This window comes from Pseudomonas sp. EMN2, from assembly GCF_009650555.1.
GTDB classification, from domain to species: Bacteria; Pseudomonadota; Gammaproteobacteria; order Pseudomonadales; family Pseudomonadaceae; genus Aquipseudomonas; species Aquipseudomonas sichuanensis.
Map to the genome: position 1 here is coordinate 16,221 of NZ_VZZR01000028.1, position 20,941 is coordinate 37,161.

A 20,941-nucleotide genomic window follows, 5' to 3' on the forward strand; every position below is an offset into this window, starting at 1 on the left:
TTGCCTGTTACCGGTCGCGAAGTGGATTACCCCGGCGACGCCAACATCCTGTCCACCACCGACTTGGACAGCCGCATTACCTACGCCAATGACGTGTTCATGCAGGTCAGCGGCTTTACCCGCGACGAGCTGCTGGGCCAGCCCCACCACCTGGTCCGCCACCCGGACATGCCGCCCCAGGCCTTCGCGCAGATGTGGCAGGCGCTCAAGGCTGGACGTTCGTGGATGGGCCTGGTGAAGAACCGCTGCAAGAACGGTGATCATTACTGGGTCAGTGCGTTCGTCTCGCCCATCAGCAGTGGCGGGCAGGCGCTGGAGTATCAGTCGGTGCGCACCAAGCCCGGCAGGGAACAGGTGGCGGCGGCCGAAGCCTGTTATGCACGCCTGCGTGAAGGGCGGCGCAGCTGGCGCGAACGCTTGCCAGTGGCGGGCCTGGCAACCCGCCTGTCGCTGGCGGTGGCGGGGGTTGCGGCGCTGGTGATAGGCGCGGGCCAATGGTGGGCAGGGGCGCCACTGCTGGTGTCACTGGTTGAAGTACTTGGCGTGGCGGGCCTTGCCGGCCTGGCCATCCTGCTGTTGCTGCGCCCCTATGAGCGCCTGCGCCGCCAGGCCCTGGCGATTGCCGAAAACCCGCTGAGCCAGCTTTTATACACAGGCCGGCGCGATGGCTTGGGCCAGATCGAGTTCGCCATGCGCATGCTCAAGGCGCAACTGGGCGCCGTGGTCGGGCGCATCGGCGACACCTCGTCGCGTCTGGCCGGGCATTCCGGCTCGCTGGTCGAGGCGCTGCACAGCAGCCATGCCAATAGCCTTGAGCAGCAAAGTGAGGCTGACCAGGTGGCCACTGCCATCCACCAGATGAGCGCGAGCGTGGCCCAGGTGGCCAGCAGCGCGCAGATGGCCTCGATGGCCGCCGACCAGGCCGAGGGCGAGACCCAGGCCGGGCACCAGCTGGTGGACCGTAACCGCTGCGCGATCCAGGACCTGGCCGGTTCGCTGGTCGAGGCCGGCGAGGTGATCCAGCAACTGGAAAGCCACAGCAGCGAGATTTCCGGGGTGCTCGACGTGATCCGCGGCATTGCCGAGCAGACCAATCTGCTGGCGCTCAACGCCGCCATCGAGGCGGCGCGGGCCGGCGATCAGGGGCGCGGCTTTGCCGTAGTGGCCGACGAGGTACGTGGCCTGGCGCAGCGCACCGCGCAGTCCACCCATGACATCCAGCACATGATCAGTGCCCTGCAGGACGGCGCCCGCGCTGCCGTGCAAGTGATGCGCGAGAGCAGCGCCCATGCCGGGCACAGCGTCGAGCAGGCGCAACTGGCCAGCGATGCGCTGGACAGCATCAGCGTGCGGGTCAACCAGATCAACGAGATGAGTTTGCAGATCGCCGCGGCGGTGGAGCAGCAGAGCCAGGTCAGCGAGAACATCAACCGCAACATCATCAGCATCCGCCAGGCCAGCGAGGCGACGGTGCAGGTGGGGCAGCGCAGCCATGGCAGCGCCAGCGATGTGGCGGATCTGGCGCAGGACTTGCGGCGGCTGGCGGATGAGTTCTGGCGCAGGTGCCAGTGATGGAGACCATCGCGGGGCAAGCCCGCTCCCACGAACCTGTGGGAGCGGGCTTGCCCCGCGATAGGGCCGTTGGCTCAGAACCCGATAAAGGCGTAATACACCGGCGTCTCGGCGGTAGTCTGCAACCCATGCCCCTGCAGGCTGCCAGCCAGCTCTCCATCCACCACATGCACCTGCCATTGCGCAGGGGTCTCCACAGGCACCGCGTCCAACGCCGCCGCCAATGCCCCCATGTCCGGTAGCCAGGCGGTAAATCCGTTGCCCTTGAGCGCACTGGTGGTGATCCCCAACGCCTGGCAGATAGCGACCTTGCTGGCGATGTCTTCACGGTCGGCCTGGCGCGACGCCTCGATCAACCCGCGCAGTTCTGCATCCTGCAGCAATCCGCCATGGATCAGCTCCGGCCCCTGTTCCCAGGCCTCGGCCGGGCAGTCCTTGCTCTCGGGGCGCAGCGGCAGGTGCGGGTTGATTTCGGCTGGGTAGATGCGGCACACCAGCGGGCGGCTTTCATAGATGCGGCACAGGTCGTCGGCGTCCAGGTTGCGGCAACGGCCCGGGTTGAACGCGGCGAAGGTCACCGACACGTGCAGCTCGCCTGTGCCGCATGGCACCGGGTGGGAACGGCGCAGCACGTGTTCGCGCTGTTCCGGTGGCATGCCCGGGCCATCGACCATGAAGCCTTCGATCAGCACGATCACCTGGCCCCCGGCGCGCGCCCACTGGCCCGCTTCGGCGAGGGTCAGCGGCACATGGTGGCCGGTGCAGCACTTGCCGCAGCCGGTACAGCCGAAACGGATGCTGTCGCTCACTTGCCGGCCGCCCACTCGGTGACGAACGCCTGCTGGCGCTGGCGGTTGTACAGGCACAGCTCGGTGCCGGTGGCGTTGTTCATGTGCTTTTGCGGGTACACGCCTTCGATCAACAGGGCGCTGTAGCCGACCTGGTCGTCGAATTCGGCAGGTTTGCCCAGGGCGTGGGCTTGCTTGAACTGGCTGGCCTTCAGGCAAGCCTTGAGCATGTGCTGGCGCTGGTCGTTCCAGGCCTGGGTGCTGGACGCGTGGGCCGCGCCGCTGAACAGCGCGAATGCAATCAGCAGGGAACTGAGGTATTTCATGTGCGGGTCCGCCGTTGGCTGCGAAGGGCGCGCATTATGCCCGAACGCTCCCCGGCGGCAAGCCGGGGAGTTTGTCGCTGAATATATCAGCGCTCGGCGAACACCACAGCGCGGGCCGCCACCACCAGGCAGTCGGTCAGCTCTGGCGAGCTGAACTTGGTGAGGATGGCGTTGGCCCCGGCTTCCTTGGCCTTGTTGCCGCTCATGGCGCTGTCCAGCGAGGTGTGCAGCAGGATGTACAGATGCTGGAAGTCCGGGGTTTCGCGCAGGGTGCGGGTGAAGGCGAAGCCGTCCATTTCGGACATCTCGATGTCCGAGACGATGATGTTGATCTCCCGCTCGGTGCCTTGCAGCTCCAGCAGTACGTTCATTGCATCCTTGGCGCTGCGTGCGGTGTGGCATTCGATGCCGAGGTTGCGCAGGGTGTGCACCGATTGCTGCAGCGCCACCTGGCTGTCGTCGACCACCAGGATGTTGGCGGCCGCCAGCAGGCTTGCGTCTTCTTCGCTGACTTCGCCCGGGTGCGGCTCGTGCTGCGGCGGGGCGATGCCGTGGATGACCTTCTCGATGTCCAGCACCTGCACCAGGGTGTTGTCGACCCGGGTCACGCCGGTGATGAACGAGCGGTTGCCCGAACCGAACGGCGGCGGCTTGATGTCGGTGCTCAGGCAGTGGACGATGCGGCTTACCGCCTGCACGTGCAGGCCCTGGCGCGAGCGGCTGATCTCGGTGACGATCAGGCAGCCACCGGCGGGGTCTTCCAGCGGCCGTTCGCCGATGGCGCGGGACAGGTCGATCACCGACAGCGAGTTGCCGCGCAGGGTGGCCACGCCTTTGACGTGCGGGTGGGCCTCCGGCAGCTTGGTCAGCGGCGGGCAGGTGATGATCTCGCTGACCTTGAGCAGGTTGATTGCCATCAGCTTGCCGCTGCGCAGGGTGAACAGCAGCAGGGACAACGAGTCCGCGCGGGCTTTTTGCGTGGCCATGGGCAACCTTCGTTCAGGTAAAGGGGAGGATGCCGGGTTATCGGCTTTTTGACGTCAGGCTTTAGCGTAGTTTGCTATTTGCGGTCCATCGCGGGGCAAGCCCGCTCCCACGGACTGCACCGACCTGTGGGAGCGGGCTTGCCCCGCGATAGCGTATTCAGCGCAATCCCAATCGCTTGGCCAGGCGACTCAGGTTGGCCCGGTCCAAGCCCAGCTCCCGCGCCGCCGCCGCCCAGTTATCACCATGGCGCTTCAGGCACTCCTCGACGATCTGCCGCTGATAGTCATCCAGCGCCTCGCGCAAACCGCCTTCCGGCAGCGGTGCGTCTGCCTGTACTACAGGCGTGGGAAGCTGAGCCTCTGGCTGGACAGCACGCAGATCAAGGTCCGCCGCCTCCAAGGTAAGAATCTTCGGCCGTTGCCCATGCTGCCCCAGTGCCTTGAGCGCCGAGCGCCCGATCAAGTGCTCCAGCTCACGCACGTTGCCCGGCCAGTCGTAGGCCAGCAGCGCCGCCTGGGCCTCGGCGGACAGGCGCAGGCTGCCCAGGCCCAGGCGCGAGCGATTCTGTTCCAGGAAGTAGCCGGCCAGCATCAGCACGTCGCGGCCGCGCTCGCGCAGCGGTGGCACCTGCAACGGATACACGCTGAGGCGGTGATAGAAGTCGGCGCGGTAGCGGCCGTTGCGTACCTCTTCGGCGAGGTCGCGGTTGGTGGCGGCGATCAGGCGCACGTCCACCTGGTGATCGCGGTCCGAGCCCAGCCGTTGCAGTTGGCCGCTCTGCAGCACCCGCAGCAGCTTGGCCTGCACCGCCAAGGGCAGTTCGCCGACCTCGTCGAGGAACAGCGTGCCGCCGTTGGCCAGTTCGAATTTGCCGCGCCGCTCGCCGTGGGCGCCGGTGAAGGCACCGCGCACGTGGCCGAACAGTTCGCTTTCCACCAGGGTGTCGGGCAGGGCGGCGCAATTGAGGCTGATCAGCGGCTTGTCGGCGCGCTTGCTGGCGCGGTGCAGGGCCTGGGCCACCAGCTCCTTGCCGACACCGGTTTCGCCGGTGATCAGCACGGTCAGGTCGCTGCCGCCAACCAGGCGGATCTCTTCGACCAGGCGCTTGTGCGCCTTGCTCTGGCCGATCAGTTCCTTGTCCTGGCCGCTGGCCTGGCGGTACACCTCGGCGCGCTGGTGTTCATCCTCGGCGCGCAGGGCCAGGTGCTCGATGCGCTCGGCCACGGTGACGGTGGCGGCAGCCAGGCTGGCGAACGCCTGCAGCGCCTCCAGCTCCAGGCTCTGGAACTGGCCGGGGGTGAGGGCATCCAGGGTCAGCAGGCCCCAGGGCTGTTCGTCGACCATCAACGGGCAGCCCATGCAGTCGTGTACTTCCAGGTCGACATGCTCGGCGTTGACCAGGCCGTCGTAAGGGTCGGGCAGTGGGCTGTCGCTGGCGAAGCGGGTGGGTTCGGGGCGGCTGAGCAGGATCTGGAAGCGCGGGTGCTCGTCGACTCGGAAGCGTCGGCCGAGGGTATCGGGCGACAAGCCATCAACCGCCAGCGGCACCAGCCATTCGCCATCCAGGCGCAGCAGCGCCGCGGCGTCGCACGGCAACAGGCCGCGCATGGCCTGCAGCAGGCGGCGATAGCGCTCCTGGTCGGGCAGGTCGCAGGACAGGTCGCTGACCAGGGGCAGCAGGGCGGTGAGCAGGGGCTTTGCAGTCATATGGACTCCATTTGGTCGAAATGACTATACGCTTGAGTGTGTCGTTTTGACACTCATATGCTCAAGAGCCTGATTTTATTGGCTTTTAAAGTTGGCACGATTGCTGATAAGTCAAAGGCAACCATTCGAAGCCAAAGGCTCAGGAGTTGCAGCAATGCTCAATGCCGAACAACGTGCAATCATCAAGGCCACTGTTCCTCTGCTGGAAAGCGGCGGCGAAGCGCTGACCACCCACTTCTACAAGATGATGCTCAGCGAGTTCCCCGAGGTGCGCCCACTGTTCAACCAGGCCCACCAGGCCAGCGGCGACCAGCCCCGTGCCCTGGCCAACGGCGTGCTGATGTACGCCCGCCACATCGACAAGCTTGAACAGCTCGGTGGCCTGGTCGGCCAGATCATCAACAAGCATGTGGCCCTGCAGATCCTCCCCGAGCACTATCCGATCGTCGGCAGCTGCCTGTTGCGCGCCATCGAGGAAGTGCTGGGCAAGGACATCGCCACCCCTGAAGTGATCGCCGCCTGGGGCGCCGCCTACGGCCAGCTGGCCGACATCCTGATCGGCGCCGAAGAGAGCCTGTACAAGCAGAAGGAAGAAGCCGCCGGCGGCTGGCGCGGTGCCCGCGAGTTCCGCCTGGTGCGCCGCGTGCAGGAAAGCAGTGAGATCGTCTCGTTCTACTTCGCCCCGGTGGATGGCAAGCCGGTGCTCAAGGCCGAGCCGGGCCAGTACATCGGCCTGCAGCTGTTCATCGATGGCGCCGAGCAGCGCCGCAACTATTCGCTGTCGGCCCTGTGCGACGGCGAGCAGTACCGCATCAGCGTCAAGCGCGAAGCGGGCGGCAAGGTGTCCAACTACCTGCATGACGGGCTGATGGTGGGCGACACCCTGCAGCTGTTCCCGCCGTCCGGCGACTTCACCCTGGCGGCCAGTGACAAGCCGCTGGTGCTGATCAGCGGCGGCGTGGGCATCACCCCGACCTTGGCCATGCTTGAAGCTGCGTTGAAAACCCAGCGCCCGGTGCATTTCATCCACTGCGCGCGCAATGGTGCTGTGCATGCGTTCCGCGACTGGATCGACGGCCTGGCGGCGCGTCATCCGCAGCTCAAGCGCTTCTATTGCTACGCCGAGGAAGATAGCAGCCAGGCGGCTGATGCCGTGGGCCTGCTGGACCAGGCGCTGCTGGCCGAGTGGCTGCCGGGTGAGCGTGACATCGATGCCTACTTCCTGGGGCCGAAGGGTTTCATGGCGGCGATCAAGCGTCAGCTCAAGGCGATTGGCGTGCCGGAAGGGCAGAGCCGTTATGAGTTCTTCGGGCCGGCGGCGGCGCTGGAGTGATGCACTGATGTCATCGCGGGGCAAGCCCGCTCCCACGTACCGCCGCTCCCACATTGAATCCAGGGGTGCTGGCGTGGGAGCGGCGGTGCGCCGGTGCGACTTGCCCCGCGATGGATTTCATCCCAATCGCTGCGGTTCGGCGTTCCGCCTGGCCTGTCTTGCACGCCATGCTCCCGCCCGTGGGTAATCGAGAACGAAACGGACGTCTGCATTCAGCGTGCAAGGCCGAACAGGCCGAGCGCCGAACCGCAGCGATTGGGCCCAGCCTCTCTTCTATATAAAGAAGTGATGAACGCGGTTACACCCGCGTTCATCTTTAATCCTCCTTTAATCACTGTATCCTTCACTACCGAGTGTCGAGGGGCTTGTCCCTGTCCGGCGCTCGGGCTGCCGTGTTTTTTACGCGCAGCAGTGAACCGAAACCGACCCGCTCGGTCCTAGGTCATCAATGGATAGCCGCGCTCACCGTGCCTCGACGCAGTCACAGGTCCACTCCAGCGTGTAGACTTGGCGCCCCTCGGGCAGCCAGCGCTGCCACTCTCCATCGAAGGAATCGGCAATGAACGAACTCTCATCGCGCCTGAACCGCGAACGGCGCTTTCTGGTGCTCCTCGGCCTGATCTGCCTGGCGCTGATCGGCGGTGCCCTGTACATGCAGGTGGTGCTGGGCGAAGCGCCTTGCCCGCTGTGTATCCTGCAACGCTATGCCTTGCTGTTCATCGCGATCTTCGCCTTCATCGCCGCGGCCATGCCCGGGCGTAAAAGCCTGACCCTGTTCGAGGCTCTGGTGGTGCTCAGTGCCATCGGTGGCATCGTTGCAGCCGGCAACCATGTGTATATACTCGCCAACCCGATGGTCAGCTGTGGTATCGACACCTTGCAGCCGATCGTCGATGACCTGCCGCTGGCCAAGCTCTGGCCGCTGGCCTTCCAGGTCGACGGCTTCTGCTCCACGCCGTACCCACCGATCCTCGGTCTGTCGCTTGCCCAGTGGGCCCTGTTGGCGTTCGTGCTGACGGCCATCCTGGTGCCGCTGGGGATCTACCGTAACCGTCGCCACGAACGCACCGTTCGTTAGACCAAAGTCCTTGTTTGACCCAGGTCTATTGCGCGGCGAGATAAGTAGCAAATCAGCTCCCAGGGTTGCTCTGGATCAAGCCCCAAGCCTTGCGCTACAAGGGTTTCAGGGCTACTGCGCGGGGTGCGACAAACTGTCGCGAAGTTGATTTTTGGGGTGCTATTGTTACGGGTTCTGTAAAAGACTGTTGCTCAATAAGTCATAGTCAATGGGGGGCGACCTATCTACAATCGCCCCCAATTTCCGTTCGGCACTGCTTGCGAGTCGCAGGATTGAAGGAAGCCGCAGCGCTTTCTTATTGCTGACTTCGACAAGTTTCGCCCAACGGCGATCCGGGCGGACACCCCTCCGCGTTTTCCCGCACCAAATGGACTTGGTCTGAAGTACAGGCCGTTTGCCTACGAAACCATAAAGCACCGTATAGCCGCTCGCGCCCAGGTCCAGCAGTCGGACCCCAGGCAGGGGCGAATTCGGGCTCGAAATGCTAACGCTTGGCAGGACGAAGTGTTGGCTACCAAAACACAATTGCATTGAAGCAAGCTGATCTAGAGGTCGTGAGATGAGTAAAAAGCGTTACCCCAGACTGTTTGGCATATTGCCCTTTTTAGGCATGCTTTTACTCAGTGGGTGCAACTGGACCCTGCTCGACCCGAAGGGCCAGGTAGGCATTGAGCAGAAGAACCTGATCCTGATCGCCACCGGCCTGATGCTGCTGGTGGTAATTCCCGTGATCATCATGACCCTGGCGTTCGCCTGGAAGTACCGTGCTTCCAACAAGTCCGCCACCTACACCCCTGACTGGTCGCACTCGACCAAGATCGAGGCCGCGGTGTGGATCATCCCGATCCTGATCATCATCGCCCTGGGTTATGTCACCTACCACTCCACCCACAAGCTGGACCCGTACCGTCCACTGGATTCCGATGTGAAGCCGGTGCAGATCGACGTGGTCGCGCTGGACTGGAAATGGCTGTTCATCTACCCGGAACAAGGCATTGCCACGGTCAACAAGATCGTCTTCCCGGCCAACACCCCGGTCAACTTCCGCGTCACCTCGGACGCCGTGATGAACTCGTTCTTCATCCCGGGCCTGGGCGGCCAGATCTACGCCATGGCTGGCATGACCACCAAACTGCACCTGATCGCCAACGAGAACGGTGTGTTTGACGGTATCAGCGCCAACTACAGCGGCGCCGGTTTCACCGGTATGAAATTCAAGGCAACCGCCACTTCGCAAGCTGACTTCGATGCATGGGTCGCTGAAGTGAAGGCCTCGCCGAAGAAGCTGGACAAGGCCGAATACGAAGCCCTGGCCAAACCAAGCGAAAACAACCCGGTCGCGCTGTACAGCGAGGCACCGGCTGACCAGTTCCAGCGCATCGTCGACAAGTACGAAGGCATGAACCGCGGCAAGCCGGTCCACGAAGAAGCAGGCAGCAAAGATCTGGCCACTACCAAGGGTGTGGAATCGAGTATGCAACCAGCTGCCGGTGCAGAGGAGTAAGAGATGTTCGGTAAATTAACTCTGGAGGCGATACCGTATCACGAGCCGATAGTCATGGTGACGCTTGCCATGATCGCGCTCGGTGGTATCGCTGTCGTTGGTGCCATCACCTATTTCCGCAAGTGGACCTACTTGTGGACCGAGTGGCTGACCACGGTCGACCACAAGAAAATCGGCGTGATGTACATCATCGTCGCTATGGTCATGCTGCTGCGCGGCTTCGCCGACGCCATCATGATGCGTACCCAGCTGGCTGCCGCTACCGGTGGCTCCGAAGGCTACCTGCCGCCTGAACACTATGACCAGATCTTCACCGCCCACGGTGTGATCATGATCATCTTCATGGCGATGCCGTTCTTCACCGGCCTGATGAACCTGGCGGTTCCTCTGCAGATCGGTGCACGTGACGTTGCCTTCCCGTTCCTGAACTCCCTGAGCTTCTACCTGCTGCTGGCAGGCGTGCTGCTGGTCAACATCTCGCTGGGCGTTGGTGAATTCGCCAAGACCGGCTGGGTTGCCTATCCGCCGCTCGCGGGCATTCAGTACAGCCCTGGGGTGGGTGTCGACTACTACATCTGGGCGCTACAGCTCTCAGGCTTGGGTACGACGCTTACCGGCGTGAACTTCCTCGTCACCGTGATGAAGATGCGCGCACCTGGCATGAAGCTGATGGACATGCCGATCTTCACCTGGACCTGCACCTGGGCCAACGTGCTGATCGTCGCTTCGTTCCCGATCCTGACCGCTGCACTCGCCCTGCTGACCGTTGACCGTTATCTGGACTTCCACATTTTCACCAACGAGCTTGGTGGGAACCCGATGATGTACGTCAACCTGTTCTGGGCCTGGGGTCACCCTGAGGTTTACATCCTGATCCTGCCGGCCTTCGGCGTGTTCTCGGAAGTGACTTCGACGTTCTCTGGCAAACGCCTGTTCGGCCACCACTCGATGATCTACGCATCGGGCGCCATCGCCATCCTCGGCTTTGCGGTCTGGCTGCACCACTTCTTCACCATGGGTGCCGGCGCCAGCGTCAACACCTTCTTCGGCCTGGCGACGATGCTGATCTCCATTCCGACCGGTGTGAAGCTGTTCAACTGGCTGTTCACCATGTACCAAGGCCGTGTGCGCTTCACCGCACCGATGCTCTGGACCCTGGGCTTCATGGTCACCTTCTCCATCGGTGGCATGACCGGCGTACTGCTGGCCGTTCCAGGTGCTGACTTCGTTCTGCACAACAGCCTGTTCGTTATCGCTCACTTCCACAACGTGATCATCGGTGGCGCGGTATTCGGCTACATCGCCGGTTTCGCCTTCTGGTTCCCGAAAGCCTTCGGTTTCACCCTGAACGAGAAGTGGGGCAAAGCTGCCTTCTGGTTCTGGCTGTCGGGCTTCTACGTTGCGTTCATGCCGCTGTACGCCCTGGGCTTCATGGGCATGACCCGTCGTCTGAACCACTCCGACAACCCACTGTGGGAACCCTACCTGTACGTAGCCGTTGTCGGCGCCGTGCTGATCCTGTTCGGTATCGCTTGCCAGCTGATCCAGATCTTCGTGTCGGTTCGCGACCGCAAAGACAACATGGACGTCACTGGCGACCCATGGGGCGGCCGTACCATCGAGTGGTCCACTTCGTCGCCACCTCCGTTCTACAACTTCGCTCACATGCCTGAGAAAGTTGGCCTGGACGCCTGGCACGAAGCCAAGGAAGCCGGCGTTGCGTACAAGGTTCCGGCCAAGTACGAAGCGATCCACATGCCGAGCAACACTTCCACCGGTCTGTTCATGGGTCTGTTCCTGACCGTGTTCGGCTTCGCCTTCATCTGGCACATCTGGTGGCTGGTGGGCGCGAGCCTGGTTGCGACCATCGCGGTCTTCGTTCGCCACGCTGCACGTGACGACCAGGGCTACATGGTTCCGGCCGAAGAAGTGGCGCGCATCGAAGGCGAGCGCATGAAGGCGCTGGCCAAGGCTGGTGTACTGCCTGCCGGCGGCGCACGTGTCGAATCGTTTGAACGGGTGTAATCAATGTCCAGTCAAGTAATCCACGGTGCTGCTCATGGTCACGACCATGGGCACGACGAGCACCACCACGACTCGGGCCAGATGACCGTCCTCGGTTTCTGGCTGTACCTGATGACCGACTGCATCCTGTTTGCGTCGCTCTTCGCCACCTACGCGGTGCTGTCCGGCGGTTTCGCCGGCGGCCCGTCGGGTCACGACATCTTCCAGCTCGACTTCGTGCTGGTTGAAACCGCGTTCCTGCTGCTGTCCTCGATCACCTTCGGCTTCGCCATGCTGAAGATGTTCGACGGCAAGAAAGCAGGTGTACTGGGCTGGTTGGCTGTGACCTTCCTGTTCGGTGCTGGCTTCATCGCGATGGAAATCTACGAGTTCCATCACCTGATCGCTGAGGGCTACGGCCCGCAGCGCAGCGGCTTCCTGTCGGCGTTCTTCGCGCTGGTCGGTACCCACGGTCTGCACGTGACCGCCGGTCTGATCTGGATGGCGATCATGATGTACCAGATCAACAAGCACGGCATCACGCCGACCGCCAAGACCCGCATGAGCTGCCTGAGCCTGTTCTGGCACTTCCTCGACGTGGTCTGGATCTGCGTATTCACCGTCGTCTACCTGCTGGGGGTTCTGTAATGGCTAACGCACACGACACTCATCACGAAGGTAATCACGGCAGCGTGAAGTCCTACATGATCGGCTTCGTACTGTCGATCATCCTGACCGCGATCCCGTTCGGCCTGGTGATGTACCCGAGCCTGCCGAAGAACCTGACCGTCCTGATCGTGGTGGCCATGGCCGTCATCCAGGTGGTAGTGCACCTCGTGTACTTCCTGCACATGGACCGCTCGAAAGAGCAGCGCTCCAACGTGTCGACGTTCCTGTTCACCGTTCTGGTTATTGCACTGTTGGTCGGCCTGTCGCTGTGGATCATGTTCAGCATCCACTTCGAAATGATGGCCAAGTGAGGTAAGACTGCATGTCCGTGAAGCACTTTATCCAAATCACCAAACCGGGGATCATTTTCGGTAACGTGCTTTCCGTGGCAGGCGGGTTCTTCCTTGCCGCGAAGGGCCAAGTGGACTTCGCCCTGTTCCTGGCAGTGGTGATCGGTACCTCGCTGGTGGTCGCGTCCGGATGCGTGTTCAACAACTGCATCGACCGCGACATCGACCACAAGATGGAGCGCACCAAGAACCGCGTCATGGTGCAGGGCGGCATGTCGCTGACCCTCGCGCTGATCTACGCCACCCTGCTCGGGGTGGCCGGTTTCAGCCTGTTGTATGTGCAGGCCAACCCGCTGTCGGCGTTCTGCGCCCTGGTTGGCTTCGTGGTCTACGTCGGTTTCTACAGCCTCTGGCTGAAGCGCAAATCGGTGCACGGTACCCTGGTCGGCAGCCTGTCCGGTGCCATGCCTCCGGTGATCGGCTACTGCGCCGTGAGCAACAGCTTCGACCTGGCTGCAGTGACCCTGCTGGTGATGTTCAGCCTGTGGCAGATGCCGCACAGCTTCGCCATCGCCATCTTCCGCTTCAAGGACTACAGCGCCGCCAACATTCCGGTTTTGCCGGTGGCGCGCGGTATCCTCGCGGCGAAGAAGCAGATCGTGCTGTACGTGCTGGCCTTCGTGCTCGCCACCCTGATGCTGACCCTGGGCGGCTACGCCGGCCTGGGTTACCTCGCCGTGGCAGCCGCCATGGGCCTGTACTGGCTGTACATGGCCTGGGGCGGCTACAAGGCCGAGGACGACAGCAAGTGGGCGCGCAAGGTCTTCGGCTTCTCCATCCTCACCGTCACCGCCCTGAGCGTGATGATGGGTGTGGACAGCCAGACCGCAGCCGATGTGCTGATGACCTACGCACGCTGACCGATGACTGATTCAGAAAAACGCCCCGGCTTGCCGGGGCGTTTTTTTTGCCTGGAAAAAATTCATCGGGACAGAGTTGACATCGTTACCCACTTTGCCGGACTTTATCCGCCGCGGGTCAGGATGACCCGGCGGTAAAGTTACCGCGTTTCCTATCAGACAAAGGAATGTTCCATGACCGAACCGAGCTTTTCGCTTTCGGCGTGTGGCGTATTGCTGCGCCAGCGTCACCCCGTTGCCCACCTGGACACCGCGCTCGCTATCTTGCAATGCCTGTTCAGCCGCCGCAGCCTGGCGCCCGGGCAAGACCCTGCGCTGGACGAAGCCGCACTCGCGCCACATCTGCCCAAGGTCCTGGCCGCTCTCGAGCAGGGCCTGCCGATCGAGATGGTATTGCCGGCTTTTCCAGGCAAGTCACCCAATCGCCAGAAGACCCTCGGCCCGCTGCCGGACCTGGCCGAGCACCACGCCATCGACGAACTGCACCGGCTCTGCGAAGAGATCCGCGCGCTGCACGCGCCGGGCGCGGTAATCCACATCTGCTCCGACGGCTACGTGTTTTCCGACCTGGTGCGGGTGCCCGACGCCCACGTCCAGGCCTACACCGACGACATCCAGCGTTACGCCGAGCAGCACTATCCGGGCAGCTTCACCCTGTTCGACCTGAAAGACGCCTACCCGCACCTTGGCTGCCTGGACTCCATGCGCGAAGAACTGATGATCGAGCACGGCCAGTCGCTGCGCGCGTTGCAGCAACGCTTCGAGTCCGAGGACCACATGATGTTGATGTACTGCGGGATCCACCGCTTCCTCGCGGAGGACTACTCGGGCCTGGCGGACTTCGCCGGCATGAGCATGAACGCGGTGAAAAAGGTAGCCAAGCCGGCCTCCCAGCGGGTGATCCAGCGCAGCGAAGCCTGGAGCGCATTGCTGCAGGAGCGCTACCCGCACTGCCTGCGTCTGTCGATCCACCCGCAGCTGGCGGTGTCGAGCAAGATCGGTATCCGCCTGGTGCCCACCAGCGACCTGTGGCGCACCCCCTGGCACTCGGTGGCCATCAAGCGCCGCGGCGTGGTCACCCTCGAGCGGCGCAGCAACGTCGATGAACGCTACAGCCGCCTGGTGTTCCGTCGCGGTCGCCCCTGCCATTACGCGAGCGTGCACTGATGATGCGGCTGAGCGAAGCGCAAGCGGTGCTGTTCGACCTGGACGGCACCCTGGTGGACACCCTGCCGGATATTGCCTGGTGCCTGAATCACGTATTGGCGCAGCACCAGTTGGCCGCGCTGCCCGAGACACGGCTGCGCGCCCTGGTCGGCGGAGGCGTGGCGGCGATGATCGAACAGGTGGCGCTGGAACAGGGTACGCCGGACGCCGGGCGCCTGCTGGCGGACTACAGCGCCTGTTACCGTCAGCACCTGGTGCAGTTCTCCCGCCCCTATGCCGGCATCGAGCAGTTGCTCGAATCGCTTGCGGCGCGCGGCCTGCCCATGGCCGTGGTCACCAACAAGTCTCACACCCTGGCCCGGCAAGTGCTGGAGCTGCTGTTGCCGGCCACGGCCTTCGACGCAGTCATCGGGCATCAGCCCGGTCAGCCGTTGAAACCGGCTCCGGACGCCGCGTTGCAGGCGGCCGAGCGGCTTGGCGTCGCCCCTGGCGACTGCCTGTTCGTCGGTGACACGACTATCGACCTGCTGACGGCGCATGCCGCCGGAATGCCGGTAGTCGCTGCCGGCTGGGGTTATGGCGAGCCCGAGACATTGCGAGCCCACCGCCCGCAGGCGTACTGCCAGGCCCCTGATCAGCTGCTCGCGGCCTTGTGCCCGGCGGCTGTCTCCCTCTTGAGCCAACCCATGGAACGGGCCGGTTCGTTGTAACACCACCAAAGGACGACAAGACATGCATGACCAAGACAGCTGGATCGCAGCCGTCAGCCAGGTGCTGGACGGCTATCTGCTCAAGGCCGAGGGCGACCGTTTCGCCGACACCGGCAAAGCTCGCCTGGCCCAGGGCCTGGCCCGTTGCTTCGCACGCGGCGAGCCGGTGCGCATGGTGCTGCCGGGCTTTCCCTGCAAGTCGCCGAACGACCGCGACAAGACCTTCGGCGTGTTGCCGGACTACGGCGAGGTGATGGCCATCGAGCGCCTCGACCGCCTCGGCCAGGAGATCGCCGCGCTGCACGCGCCAGGCTGCGAGATCGCTATCCTCAGCGATGGCACCACCTTCAACGACATCGTCGGTGTGCCCGACGAGGTACGCCGCGCCTACAACCAGGCGCTGCGCAGCCTGTGCGTCACCCATTGCATCCGCTGGGTGAGCATGGAAGATCTGTTCCCCCAGGCCAGCAGCCCCGAGGCGCTGCGCGCGACCCTGGTCAAGCAGGCGCGCCTGCCGTGGAAGCACGTCGAGGCCCTGATCGAGCAATGCCAGCACGACGACACCCTGGCCCGCAGCCACGACAAGCTGTGCAGCCATCTGTACAACGACCTGCGCCTGTGCGGCGAGCCCGGGCAGGACCGCGACGAGCACCTGCACCAGATCTCCCACAAGGCCTTCCAGATGATGCTGCGCGGCCAAGCGCTCAACGCGGCGGTCGATCGCTTCTTCCCCGAACACATTCGCCTGTCGGTGCATCAGTACGACAATGCCGGCCCCAAGTTCACCCTGGCCCTGGCCGAGGGCTTGGGCCAGGTCGTCAGCCCCTGGCACGCGGTACCGGTGCGCCAGCTCGACGGCGGCCAGGCACTGCGCGGCCATGCCGAGATCGATAGCGCCCGGCACGTGCAGGTGACCTGGCAAGGACGGCCGTGGCTGCTGCATGAAACCTGCGGCGAGGCGCTGGAGGGCTATCGCTTCGAGCTGCAGAAGCTACCGCTGTTCGGCCTGGTGGTCAGCGCACCCTCGGGGCAGGGCCCGCAACAGCTCAGCACCGAGACCTTGCAGGCGCTGGTGCGCAGTTTCGGCTTCGTCTGCCTGCGAGGTTGCGAGTACGCCGAGCAGTCCGACTTCGCCGCCGACTGCGCGCGCTTCGGCACCATCTACCGCTGGGCCTTCGGCGAGGTGCACGTGGTCAAGCCGGCCGACCGGCCCCAGGGCGTGGTGCATTCGCTGGAGAAGACGCCGCTGCACTGGGACCTCAACCTGCTGCCCGACAGCGACCCGCTGGTGCAGCGCGATCCCAAGTTCTGCGCCCATACCTTCATGCTCTACTGCAAGACCCCGCCGCAGCCCGGGGAAGGGCAGACCACCATCGTCGACAGCCGCAACGCCCTGCGCCAGGTCGGGCTCAAGGTGGCCCGGCAGTGGCAGGGCGTCGACATCACCTACTACACGCGCATGACTTATTTCGGCGGCTCGCCACGTACCTATCCACTGGTGGACCGCGACCCCCGCACGGGCGAGCCGGTGCTGCGTTACCAGGAAGGTTGCGAGTCGTCGCTGCAGACCTTGGAGCAGCAAGTGCAGGGGGGCGATGAGGCGTACCAGCGCGGGTTGATCGAACAGCTCGATGGGCTGGTCTACGACCCTCAGTGCCTGATCGCCCATGAGTGGGCGGCGGGCGACCTGGTGCTGATCGACAACTACCAGACCCTGCATGGGCGCCTGCCCATGAGCGCGGCCTCGGCTTCGCGCGAGTTGTGGCGGGTGCAGGTTTATTGATTCATTGAACTGACTGTGGGAGTGGGCCGCGAATTCGAGGGTGGATCCACCGACGCATTCGCGGGTAAACCCGCTCCCACAGGGAAATCGTCGATTTTGAATTTTCTGTTTTTTCAAATTTTGCGCCTGAAAATTTTTATAAAAACAGAAAATTATCCTTTGCGAATTTTACTTGGCGGGATTATCTTCTGATTCGGCCGCCGCAGCGGCCAACGTCGCTCGGACGGTTCCGGGCGCTTACGTCTCCAGAGGAAACCATGGCCAATCCAGGTTCGCCGCGCCGTTTCGCGCGCATCGATCGTCTGCCCCCCTACGTCTTCAACATCACTGCCGAGCTCAAGATGGCTGCCCGCCGCCGTGGCGAGGACATCATCGACCTGAGCATGGGCAACCCCGATGGTGCCACCCCGCCGCACATCGTCGAGAAGCTGGTGCAGGTCGCACAGCGTGAAGACACCCATGGCTATTCCACCTCGCGCGGCATCCCGCGCCTGCGCCGGGCCATCTCCAACTGGTACAAGGACCGCTACGAGGTCGAGATCGACCCGGAAAGCGAAGCCATCGTCACCATCGGCTCGAAAGAGGGCCTGGCGCACCTGATGCTCGCCACCCTCGACCAGGGCGACACCGTGCTGGTGCCCAACCCCAGCTACCCGATCCACATCTACGGCGCGGTGATCGCCGGCGCCCAGGTGCGTTCGGTGCCGCTGGTGCCGGGCGTGGACTTCTTCAACGAGCTGGAGCGGGCGATCCGCGAGTCGATCCCCAAGCCGAAGATGATGATCCTCGGCTTCCCGTCCAACCCCACTGCCCAGTGCGTCGAGCTGGACTTCTTCGAGCGCGTGGTGGCCCTGGCCAAGCAGTACGACGTGCTGGTGGTGCACGACCTGGCCTACGCCGATATCGTCTACGACGGCTGGAAGGCGCCGTCGATCATGCAGGTGCCGGGGGCCAAGGACATCGCGGTGGAATTCTTCACCCTGTCCAAGAGCTACAACATGGCCGGCTGGCGGATCGGCTTCATGGTCGGCAACCCGGAGCTGGTCAGCGCCCTGGCACGCATCAAGAGCTACCACGACTACGGCACCTTCACCCCCTTGCAGGTGGCGGCCATCGCCGCACTGGAAGGCGACCAGCAGTGCGTGCGCGACATCGCCGAGCAGTACCGCCAGCGCCGCAACCTGCTGGTCAAGGGCCTGCACGAGATGGGCTGGATGGTCGAGAACCCCAAAGCGTCGATGTACGTCTGGGCCAAGATCCCCGAGCAGTACGCACACCTCGGTTCGCTGGAGTTTTCCAAGAAGCTGCTGGCCGAAGCCAAGGTCTGCGTGTCGCCGGGCGTGGGTTTCGGTGACTACGGCGATGACCATGTGCGCTTCGCCCTGATCGAGAACCAGGACCGCATTCGCCAGGCCATCCGCGGCATTCGCCAGATGTTCCGGGCCGATGGTTTGACCAGCAAGTAAGCAGGTCCGACCTGATCGCGGGGCAAGCCCGCTCCCACGCCGTCTGGTGATGGCGTGGGAGCGGGCTTGCCCCGCGATGCTTTTACGCCGATCAGCGGCGATCTTTTTTTCATTTCCCCCCTTCTCAGCCAGTCGCGCCTGGATTAAAAATAGCGCCGCGGGCGCTCGCCCCGATAACAACAACCTCCCTCCCTGGTCATCATGTCCGAACAGAACCCTTGCCTGACCTGCGGCGCCTGCTGCGGCTACTTTCGTGTGTCTTTCTTCTGGGGTGAATGCCAGTCGGCCGGCGGCCTGGTGCCGGACGACCTGGTGGTACAGATCAATCCGACCCGCGTCGCCATGATCGGCACCGACGCCAAGCCCTGCCGCTGCACCAGCCTGGGTGGCGAGATCGGTAAGCAGGTCGCCTGCGGCATCTACGAGAACCGCTCGAGCCCCTGTCGGGAATTCGATGCGTCGTGGGAAAACGGTGTGCACAACCCTAGCTGCGACGACGCCCGTGCGGCCTACGGCCTGCCCCCCCTGACGCCGCCTGGCGCCAACGAGCCGCATTGGCCGGACGACGGCGCCGAGGTTGCCTGAGGCGCAAGCGAAACGGCGAAGCGGTCACACTCTGGCGACTGGCCATGACCGCTTGTCGGATGGATCCAATCCCGACTGCGCTGCAGCCCGCGTAGTTCGTACCGCCTCGAAATAGTATTAACACCATTTGACCGCCCCGAGCGGCGTGCTGTCCGTGCTTGAGCGGCTACACATTTCCACAAAGGAACTTGTAGCCAGGGTCAGGCGTTTCGGCCGGCGTGCGTCGCGCTGCTGCAGCACCGCGATACACGTATTCAAGGACTGAATGACCTGATCCACGAAGGAGCTCTCCGTGGACAGAAGTGTTGCCGCCCGTTTGCCTGCCCGTCTCTCGCAATTGTCCCTGGCCGTCAGCCTGGTTGTCGGGGGCATGGCCGTTTCCCTCAACAGTGAACAGGCGCTGGCCGTCTGTAGTGCGGCAGGGTCCATCATCACCTGCAACGGCGCGGCCAACCCACTGGCGCCGAGCTATAGCAACGGCGGCAGTGGCCTTACGGTCAACGTCAACCCGGGCGCCGGCCTGGGCACGCTGCTGGGGGTTGGCGGTACCTCGCTGTCGCTGGCGGGCAACAACAACACCCTGAACAACTCCGGCACCATCGACCCGACCTTGCTGGGGTTGCTGAGCATCCAATCCACTGCCGTGCTGATCGGCAACACCGGCACCGGCAGCACCCTCAACATCAACAACAACGCCACGGGCGTGATCAAGGGCACCGGTGCCTTGCTCGGCGCGAACCTGCTGAACCTCACGGGCATGGCGCTGGATGTGCGCAATGGTGCATCTGGCACCACCACCATCAGCAACGCCGGCAGCATCGGCTCCTCGGCGCTGGCCAGCCTTACCCTGGTGAGCGAAGACACCCCGGTGATCGCCGTGACCGGCGGCAGCACGGTGAACTTCACCAACACCGGCACCATCCTCGGCCGTGCAGCCTTCGAAGCCTCTGCGGCAGGCAACACCTTCACCAACGCCGGCACCATCACCGGCAGCCTGGCGATGGGTGCCAACAGCACCAACCGTTTCAACGCCATCACCGGTTCCAGTGTCGGTGCCGGGCTGGGTGTCGGCGTGGCCCTGCTGGTCACCAGCAATCCAAACCTCGCCTTCGCGGCGGCGGGCAAGATCGACGGCGGTGCCGGCGGCACCAACACCCTGGCCCTGCAAAACGCCATCGGCGGCGGCAGCGGCACCGGTGGCAGCGGCACGATCAACGCCAGCAACTACATCAACTTCAGCCGCCTGATCGTCGACAGCGGCACCTGGAGCCTGCTCGGTCAGGTGCTCAACGGCACCACCCTGACCACCCTCAACGGCGGCCTGGTCAACTTCGATAACTCCAACGCTTTCGGCGCCGGCGCCATTACCGTCAACGGCGGCGGCCTGGCAGGCACCATCGGCGGGCTGAGTCTGAGCAATGCGCTGACCCTGAACGCCGGCCTGAACGTCGGCGGCATCACCGACATGGCCCTCAACGGAGTGGTCAGCGGTGTTGGCGGGCTGACCAAGACCGGCACCGGCCTGCTCACCCTCGGCGGCACCAACACTTACAGCGGCGGCACCACCTTGACTGCCGGCGGCCTCAACCTGACCAGCGCCGCGGCGCTGGGCTCTGGCGGGCTTACCGTCAGCGGCGCCGGCAGCCTGCAAGGCAGCGTGCCGCTGGTGCTGAACAACGCCGTGGCACTCAACGCGGCCCTCAGCCTGCCTGGCAGCAACGCCCTGACCCTGGGCGGCGTGCTCAGCGGCAACGGTTCTCTGGTCAAGAGCGGCAGCGGCAACCTGACCCTCAACGGCAGCAACACCTTCAGCGGCGGCACCACCCTGGCGGGTGGCACGCTCACCCTCGGCAACAGCGCAGCGCTTGGTACGGGGGCTCTGGGACTGACCGGCAATGGCACCCTGGATACCACGGCGGCCATGACCCTGGGCAACGCCATCAACCTGGGCAGCAGTGCCCTGACCTTGACGGGCAGCAACGCACTCACCCTCAACGGCGTGATCGGCGGCACCGGCAGCCTGATCAAGAACGGCGCCGCCGACCTCACCCT

The 20,941-nt window shown here is 63.9% G+C and carries 18 protein-coding genes and 1 pseudogene; 15 read left to right on the plus strand and 4 right to left on the minus strand.

The features are described 5' to 3' along the window. Positions 1–99: 99 nt before the first annotated feature. Positions 100–270 (plus strand): annotated as a pseudogene (locus F6X61_RS27550) (PAS domain-containing protein); the annotation flags it as partial. Positions 271–516: 246 nt separating this feature from the next. Then, the gene (locus F6X61_RS10080; RefSeq protein WP_371923682.1) at positions 517–1,572 is read left to right on the plus strand and encodes a methyl-accepting chemotaxis protein; all 1,056 of its coding nucleotides are present in this window, start codon (positions 517–519) and stop codon (positions 1,570–1,572) included. Positions 1,573–1,646: 74 nt separating this feature from the next. Here the strand turns inward: F6X61_RS10080 and F6X61_RS10085 are convergent, their stop codons facing one another. The 4 genes from F6X61_RS10085 to norR form a co-directional block, all read right to left on the minus strand. Continuing rightward, positions 1,647–2,381, minus strand: coding sequence for a YkgJ family cysteine cluster protein (locus F6X61_RS10085; RefSeq protein WP_153786510.1), 735 nt, complete (start codon positions 2,379–2,381; stop codon positions 1,647–1,649). Next, complete coding sequence (locus F6X61_RS10090) at positions 2,378–2,686, minus strand: hypothetical protein (protein ID WP_153786511.1); 309 nt, start codon at positions 2,684–2,686, stop codon at positions 2,378–2,380. The genes F6X61_RS10085 and F6X61_RS10090 overlap by 4 nt, the downstream gene beginning before the upstream one ends. A gap of 86 nt (positions 2,687–2,772) precedes the next feature. After that, positions 2,773–3,672 carry a chemotaxis protein gene (locus tag F6X61_RS10095; protein ID WP_153786512.1) on the minus strand — a complete coding sequence of 300 codons (900 nt, stop codon included), beginning with the start codon at positions 3,670–3,672 and terminating at the stop codon, positions 2,773–2,775. A 157-nt stretch (positions 3,673–3,829) separates the two neighbouring features. Beyond that, positions 3,830–5,380 carry a nitric oxide reductase transcriptional regulator NorR gene (gene norR, locus F6X61_RS10100; RefSeq protein WP_153786513.1) on the minus strand — a complete coding sequence of 517 codons (1,551 nt, stop codon included), beginning with the start codon at positions 5,378–5,380 and terminating at the stop codon, positions 3,830–3,832. Positions 5,381–5,534: 154 nt separating this feature from the next. Between norR and hmpA the strand changes: the two genes are divergently transcribed. The 13 genes from hmpA to F6X61_RS10165 form a co-directional block, all read left to right on the plus strand. Then, positions 5,535–6,713: an NO-inducible flavohemoprotein gene (gene hmpA, locus F6X61_RS10105; RefSeq protein ID WP_153786514.1), complete on the plus strand. Its 1,179-nt coding sequence runs from the start codon at positions 5,535–5,537 to the stop codon at positions 6,711–6,713. A 559-nt stretch (positions 6,714–7,272) separates the two neighbouring features. Beyond that, entirely contained in the window at positions 7,273–7,791 is a 519-nt protein-coding gene (locus tag F6X61_RS10110; protein WP_110995875.1) for a disulfide bond formation protein B, read from the plus strand. Between the two features lie 559 nt (positions 7,792–8,350). After that, positions 8,351–9,295 (plus strand): ubiquinol oxidase subunit II, encoded by a 945-nt coding sequence (gene cyoA / locus F6X61_RS10115; protein WP_110995874.1) that lies wholly within the window; start codon positions 8,351–8,353, stop codon positions 9,293–9,295. Between the two features lie 3 nt (positions 9,296–9,298). Further along, positions 9,299–11,320 carry a cytochrome o ubiquinol oxidase subunit I gene (gene cyoB / locus F6X61_RS10120; protein ID WP_153786515.1) on the plus strand — a complete coding sequence of 674 codons (2,022 nt, stop codon included), beginning with the start codon at positions 9,299–9,301 and terminating at the stop codon, positions 11,318–11,320. 3 nt (positions 11,321–11,323) lie between these two features. Beyond that, positions 11,324–11,947: a cytochrome o ubiquinol oxidase subunit III gene (gene cyoC / locus F6X61_RS10125; RefSeq protein WP_110995872.1), complete on the plus strand. Its 624-nt coding sequence runs from the start codon at positions 11,324–11,326 to the stop codon at positions 11,945–11,947. Beyond that, positions 11,947–12,279, plus strand: coding sequence for a cytochrome o ubiquinol oxidase subunit IV (gene cyoD / locus F6X61_RS10130; RefSeq protein ID WP_153786516.1), 333 nt, complete (start codon positions 11,947–11,949; stop codon positions 12,277–12,279). The genes cyoC and cyoD overlap by 1 nt, the downstream gene beginning before the upstream one ends. Positions 12,280–12,290: 11 nt before the next feature. After that, positions 12,291–13,178 carry a heme o synthase gene (gene cyoE / locus F6X61_RS10135; RefSeq protein ID WP_110995870.1) on the plus strand — a complete coding sequence of 296 codons (888 nt, stop codon included), beginning with the start codon at positions 12,291–12,293 and terminating at the stop codon, positions 13,176–13,178. Positions 13,179–13,352: 174 nt separating this feature from the next. Continuing rightward, positions 13,353–14,345, plus strand: coding sequence for an isocyanide synthase family protein (locus F6X61_RS10140; protein WP_153786517.1), 993 nt, complete (start codon positions 13,353–13,355; stop codon positions 14,343–14,345). Continuing rightward, complete coding sequence (locus tag F6X61_RS10145) at positions 14,345–15,055, plus strand: HAD family hydrolase (protein ID WP_153786518.1); 711 nt, start codon at positions 14,345–14,347, stop codon at positions 15,053–15,055. The genes F6X61_RS10140 and F6X61_RS10145 overlap by 1 nt, the downstream gene beginning before the upstream one ends. Before the next feature lie 22 nt (positions 15,056–15,077). Then, positions 15,078–16,838: an L-tyrosine/L-tryptophan isonitrile synthase family protein gene (locus tag F6X61_RS10150; RefSeq protein WP_153786519.1), complete on the plus strand. Its 1,761-nt coding sequence runs from the start codon at positions 15,078–15,080 to the stop codon at positions 16,836–16,838. A 257-nt stretch (positions 16,839–17,095) separates the two neighbouring features. Further along, positions 17,096–18,304, plus strand: a complete 1,209-nt coding sequence (gene alaC / locus F6X61_RS10155) for an alanine transaminase (protein ID WP_110995869.1) — start codon at positions 17,096–17,098, stop codon at positions 18,302–18,304. Positions 18,305–18,505: 201 nt separating this feature from the next. Then, positions 18,506–18,889 carry a YkgJ family cysteine cluster protein gene (locus F6X61_RS10160; RefSeq protein WP_153786520.1) on the plus strand — a complete coding sequence of 128 codons (384 nt, stop codon included), beginning with the start codon at positions 18,506–18,508 and terminating at the stop codon, positions 18,887–18,889. Between the two features lie 292 nt (positions 18,890–19,181). Further along, a partial coding sequence (locus F6X61_RS10165; RefSeq protein WP_178125799.1) for an autotransporter-associated beta strand repeat-containing protein occupies positions 19,182–20,941 on the plus strand: 1,760 nt, incomplete at its 3' end.

Excerpts from the sequence above, each read along its gene's own strand:
- cyoC (WP_110995872.1), top strand. The coding sequence starts at position 11,324 with ATGTCCAGTCAAGTAATCCACGGTGCTGCTCATGGTCACGACCATGGG.
- F6X61_RS10095 (WP_153786512.1), bottom strand. The coding sequence starts at position 3,672 with ATGGCCACGCAAAAAGCCCGCGCGGACTCGTTGTCCCTGCTGCTGTTC.
- F6X61_RS10090 (WP_153786511.1), bottom strand. The coding sequence starts at position 2,686 with ATGAAATACCTCAGTTCCCTGCTGATTGCATTCGCGCTGTTCAGCGGC.
- F6X61_RS10150 (WP_153786519.1), top strand. The coding sequence starts at position 15,078 with ATGCATGACCAAGACAGCTGGATCGCAGCCGTCAGCCAGGTGCTGGAC.
- F6X61_RS10145 (WP_153786518.1), top strand. The coding sequence starts at position 14,345 with ATGATGCGGCTGAGCGAAGCGCAAGCGGTGCTGTTCGACCTGGACGGC.
- cyoD (WP_153786516.1), top strand. The coding sequence starts at position 11,947 with ATGGCTAACGCACACGACACTCATCACGAAGGTAATCACGGCAGCGTG.
- alaC (WP_110995869.1), top strand. The coding sequence starts at position 17,096 with ATGGCCAATCCAGGTTCGCCGCGCCGTTTCGCGCGCATCGATCGTCTG.
- cyoE (WP_110995870.1), top strand. The coding sequence starts at position 12,291 with ATGTCCGTGAAGCACTTTATCCAAATCACCAAACCGGGGATCATTTTC.
- cyoB (WP_153786515.1), top strand. The coding sequence starts at position 9,299 with ATGTTCGGTAAATTAACTCTGGAGGCGATACCGTATCACGAGCCGATA.
- cyoA (WP_110995874.1), top strand. The coding sequence starts at position 8,351 with ATGAGTAAAAAGCGTTACCCCAGACTGTTTGGCATATTGCCCTTTTTA.
- F6X61_RS10110 (WP_110995875.1), top strand. The coding sequence starts at position 7,273 with ATGAACGAACTCTCATCGCGCCTGAACCGCGAACGGCGCTTTCTGGTG.
- F6X61_RS10160 (WP_153786520.1), top strand. The coding sequence starts at position 18,506 with ATGTCCGAACAGAACCCTTGCCTGACCTGCGGCGCCTGCTGCGGCTAC.
- F6X61_RS10140 (WP_153786517.1), top strand. The coding sequence starts at position 13,353 with ATGACCGAACCGAGCTTTTCGCTTTCGGCGTGTGGCGTATTGCTGCGC.
- hmpA (WP_153786514.1), top strand. The coding sequence starts at position 5,535 with ATGCTCAATGCCGAACAACGTGCAATCATCAAGGCCACTGTTCCTCTG.
- norR (WP_153786513.1), bottom strand. The coding sequence starts at position 5,380 with ATGACTGCAAAGCCCCTGCTCACCGCCCTGCTGCCCCTGGTCAGCGAC.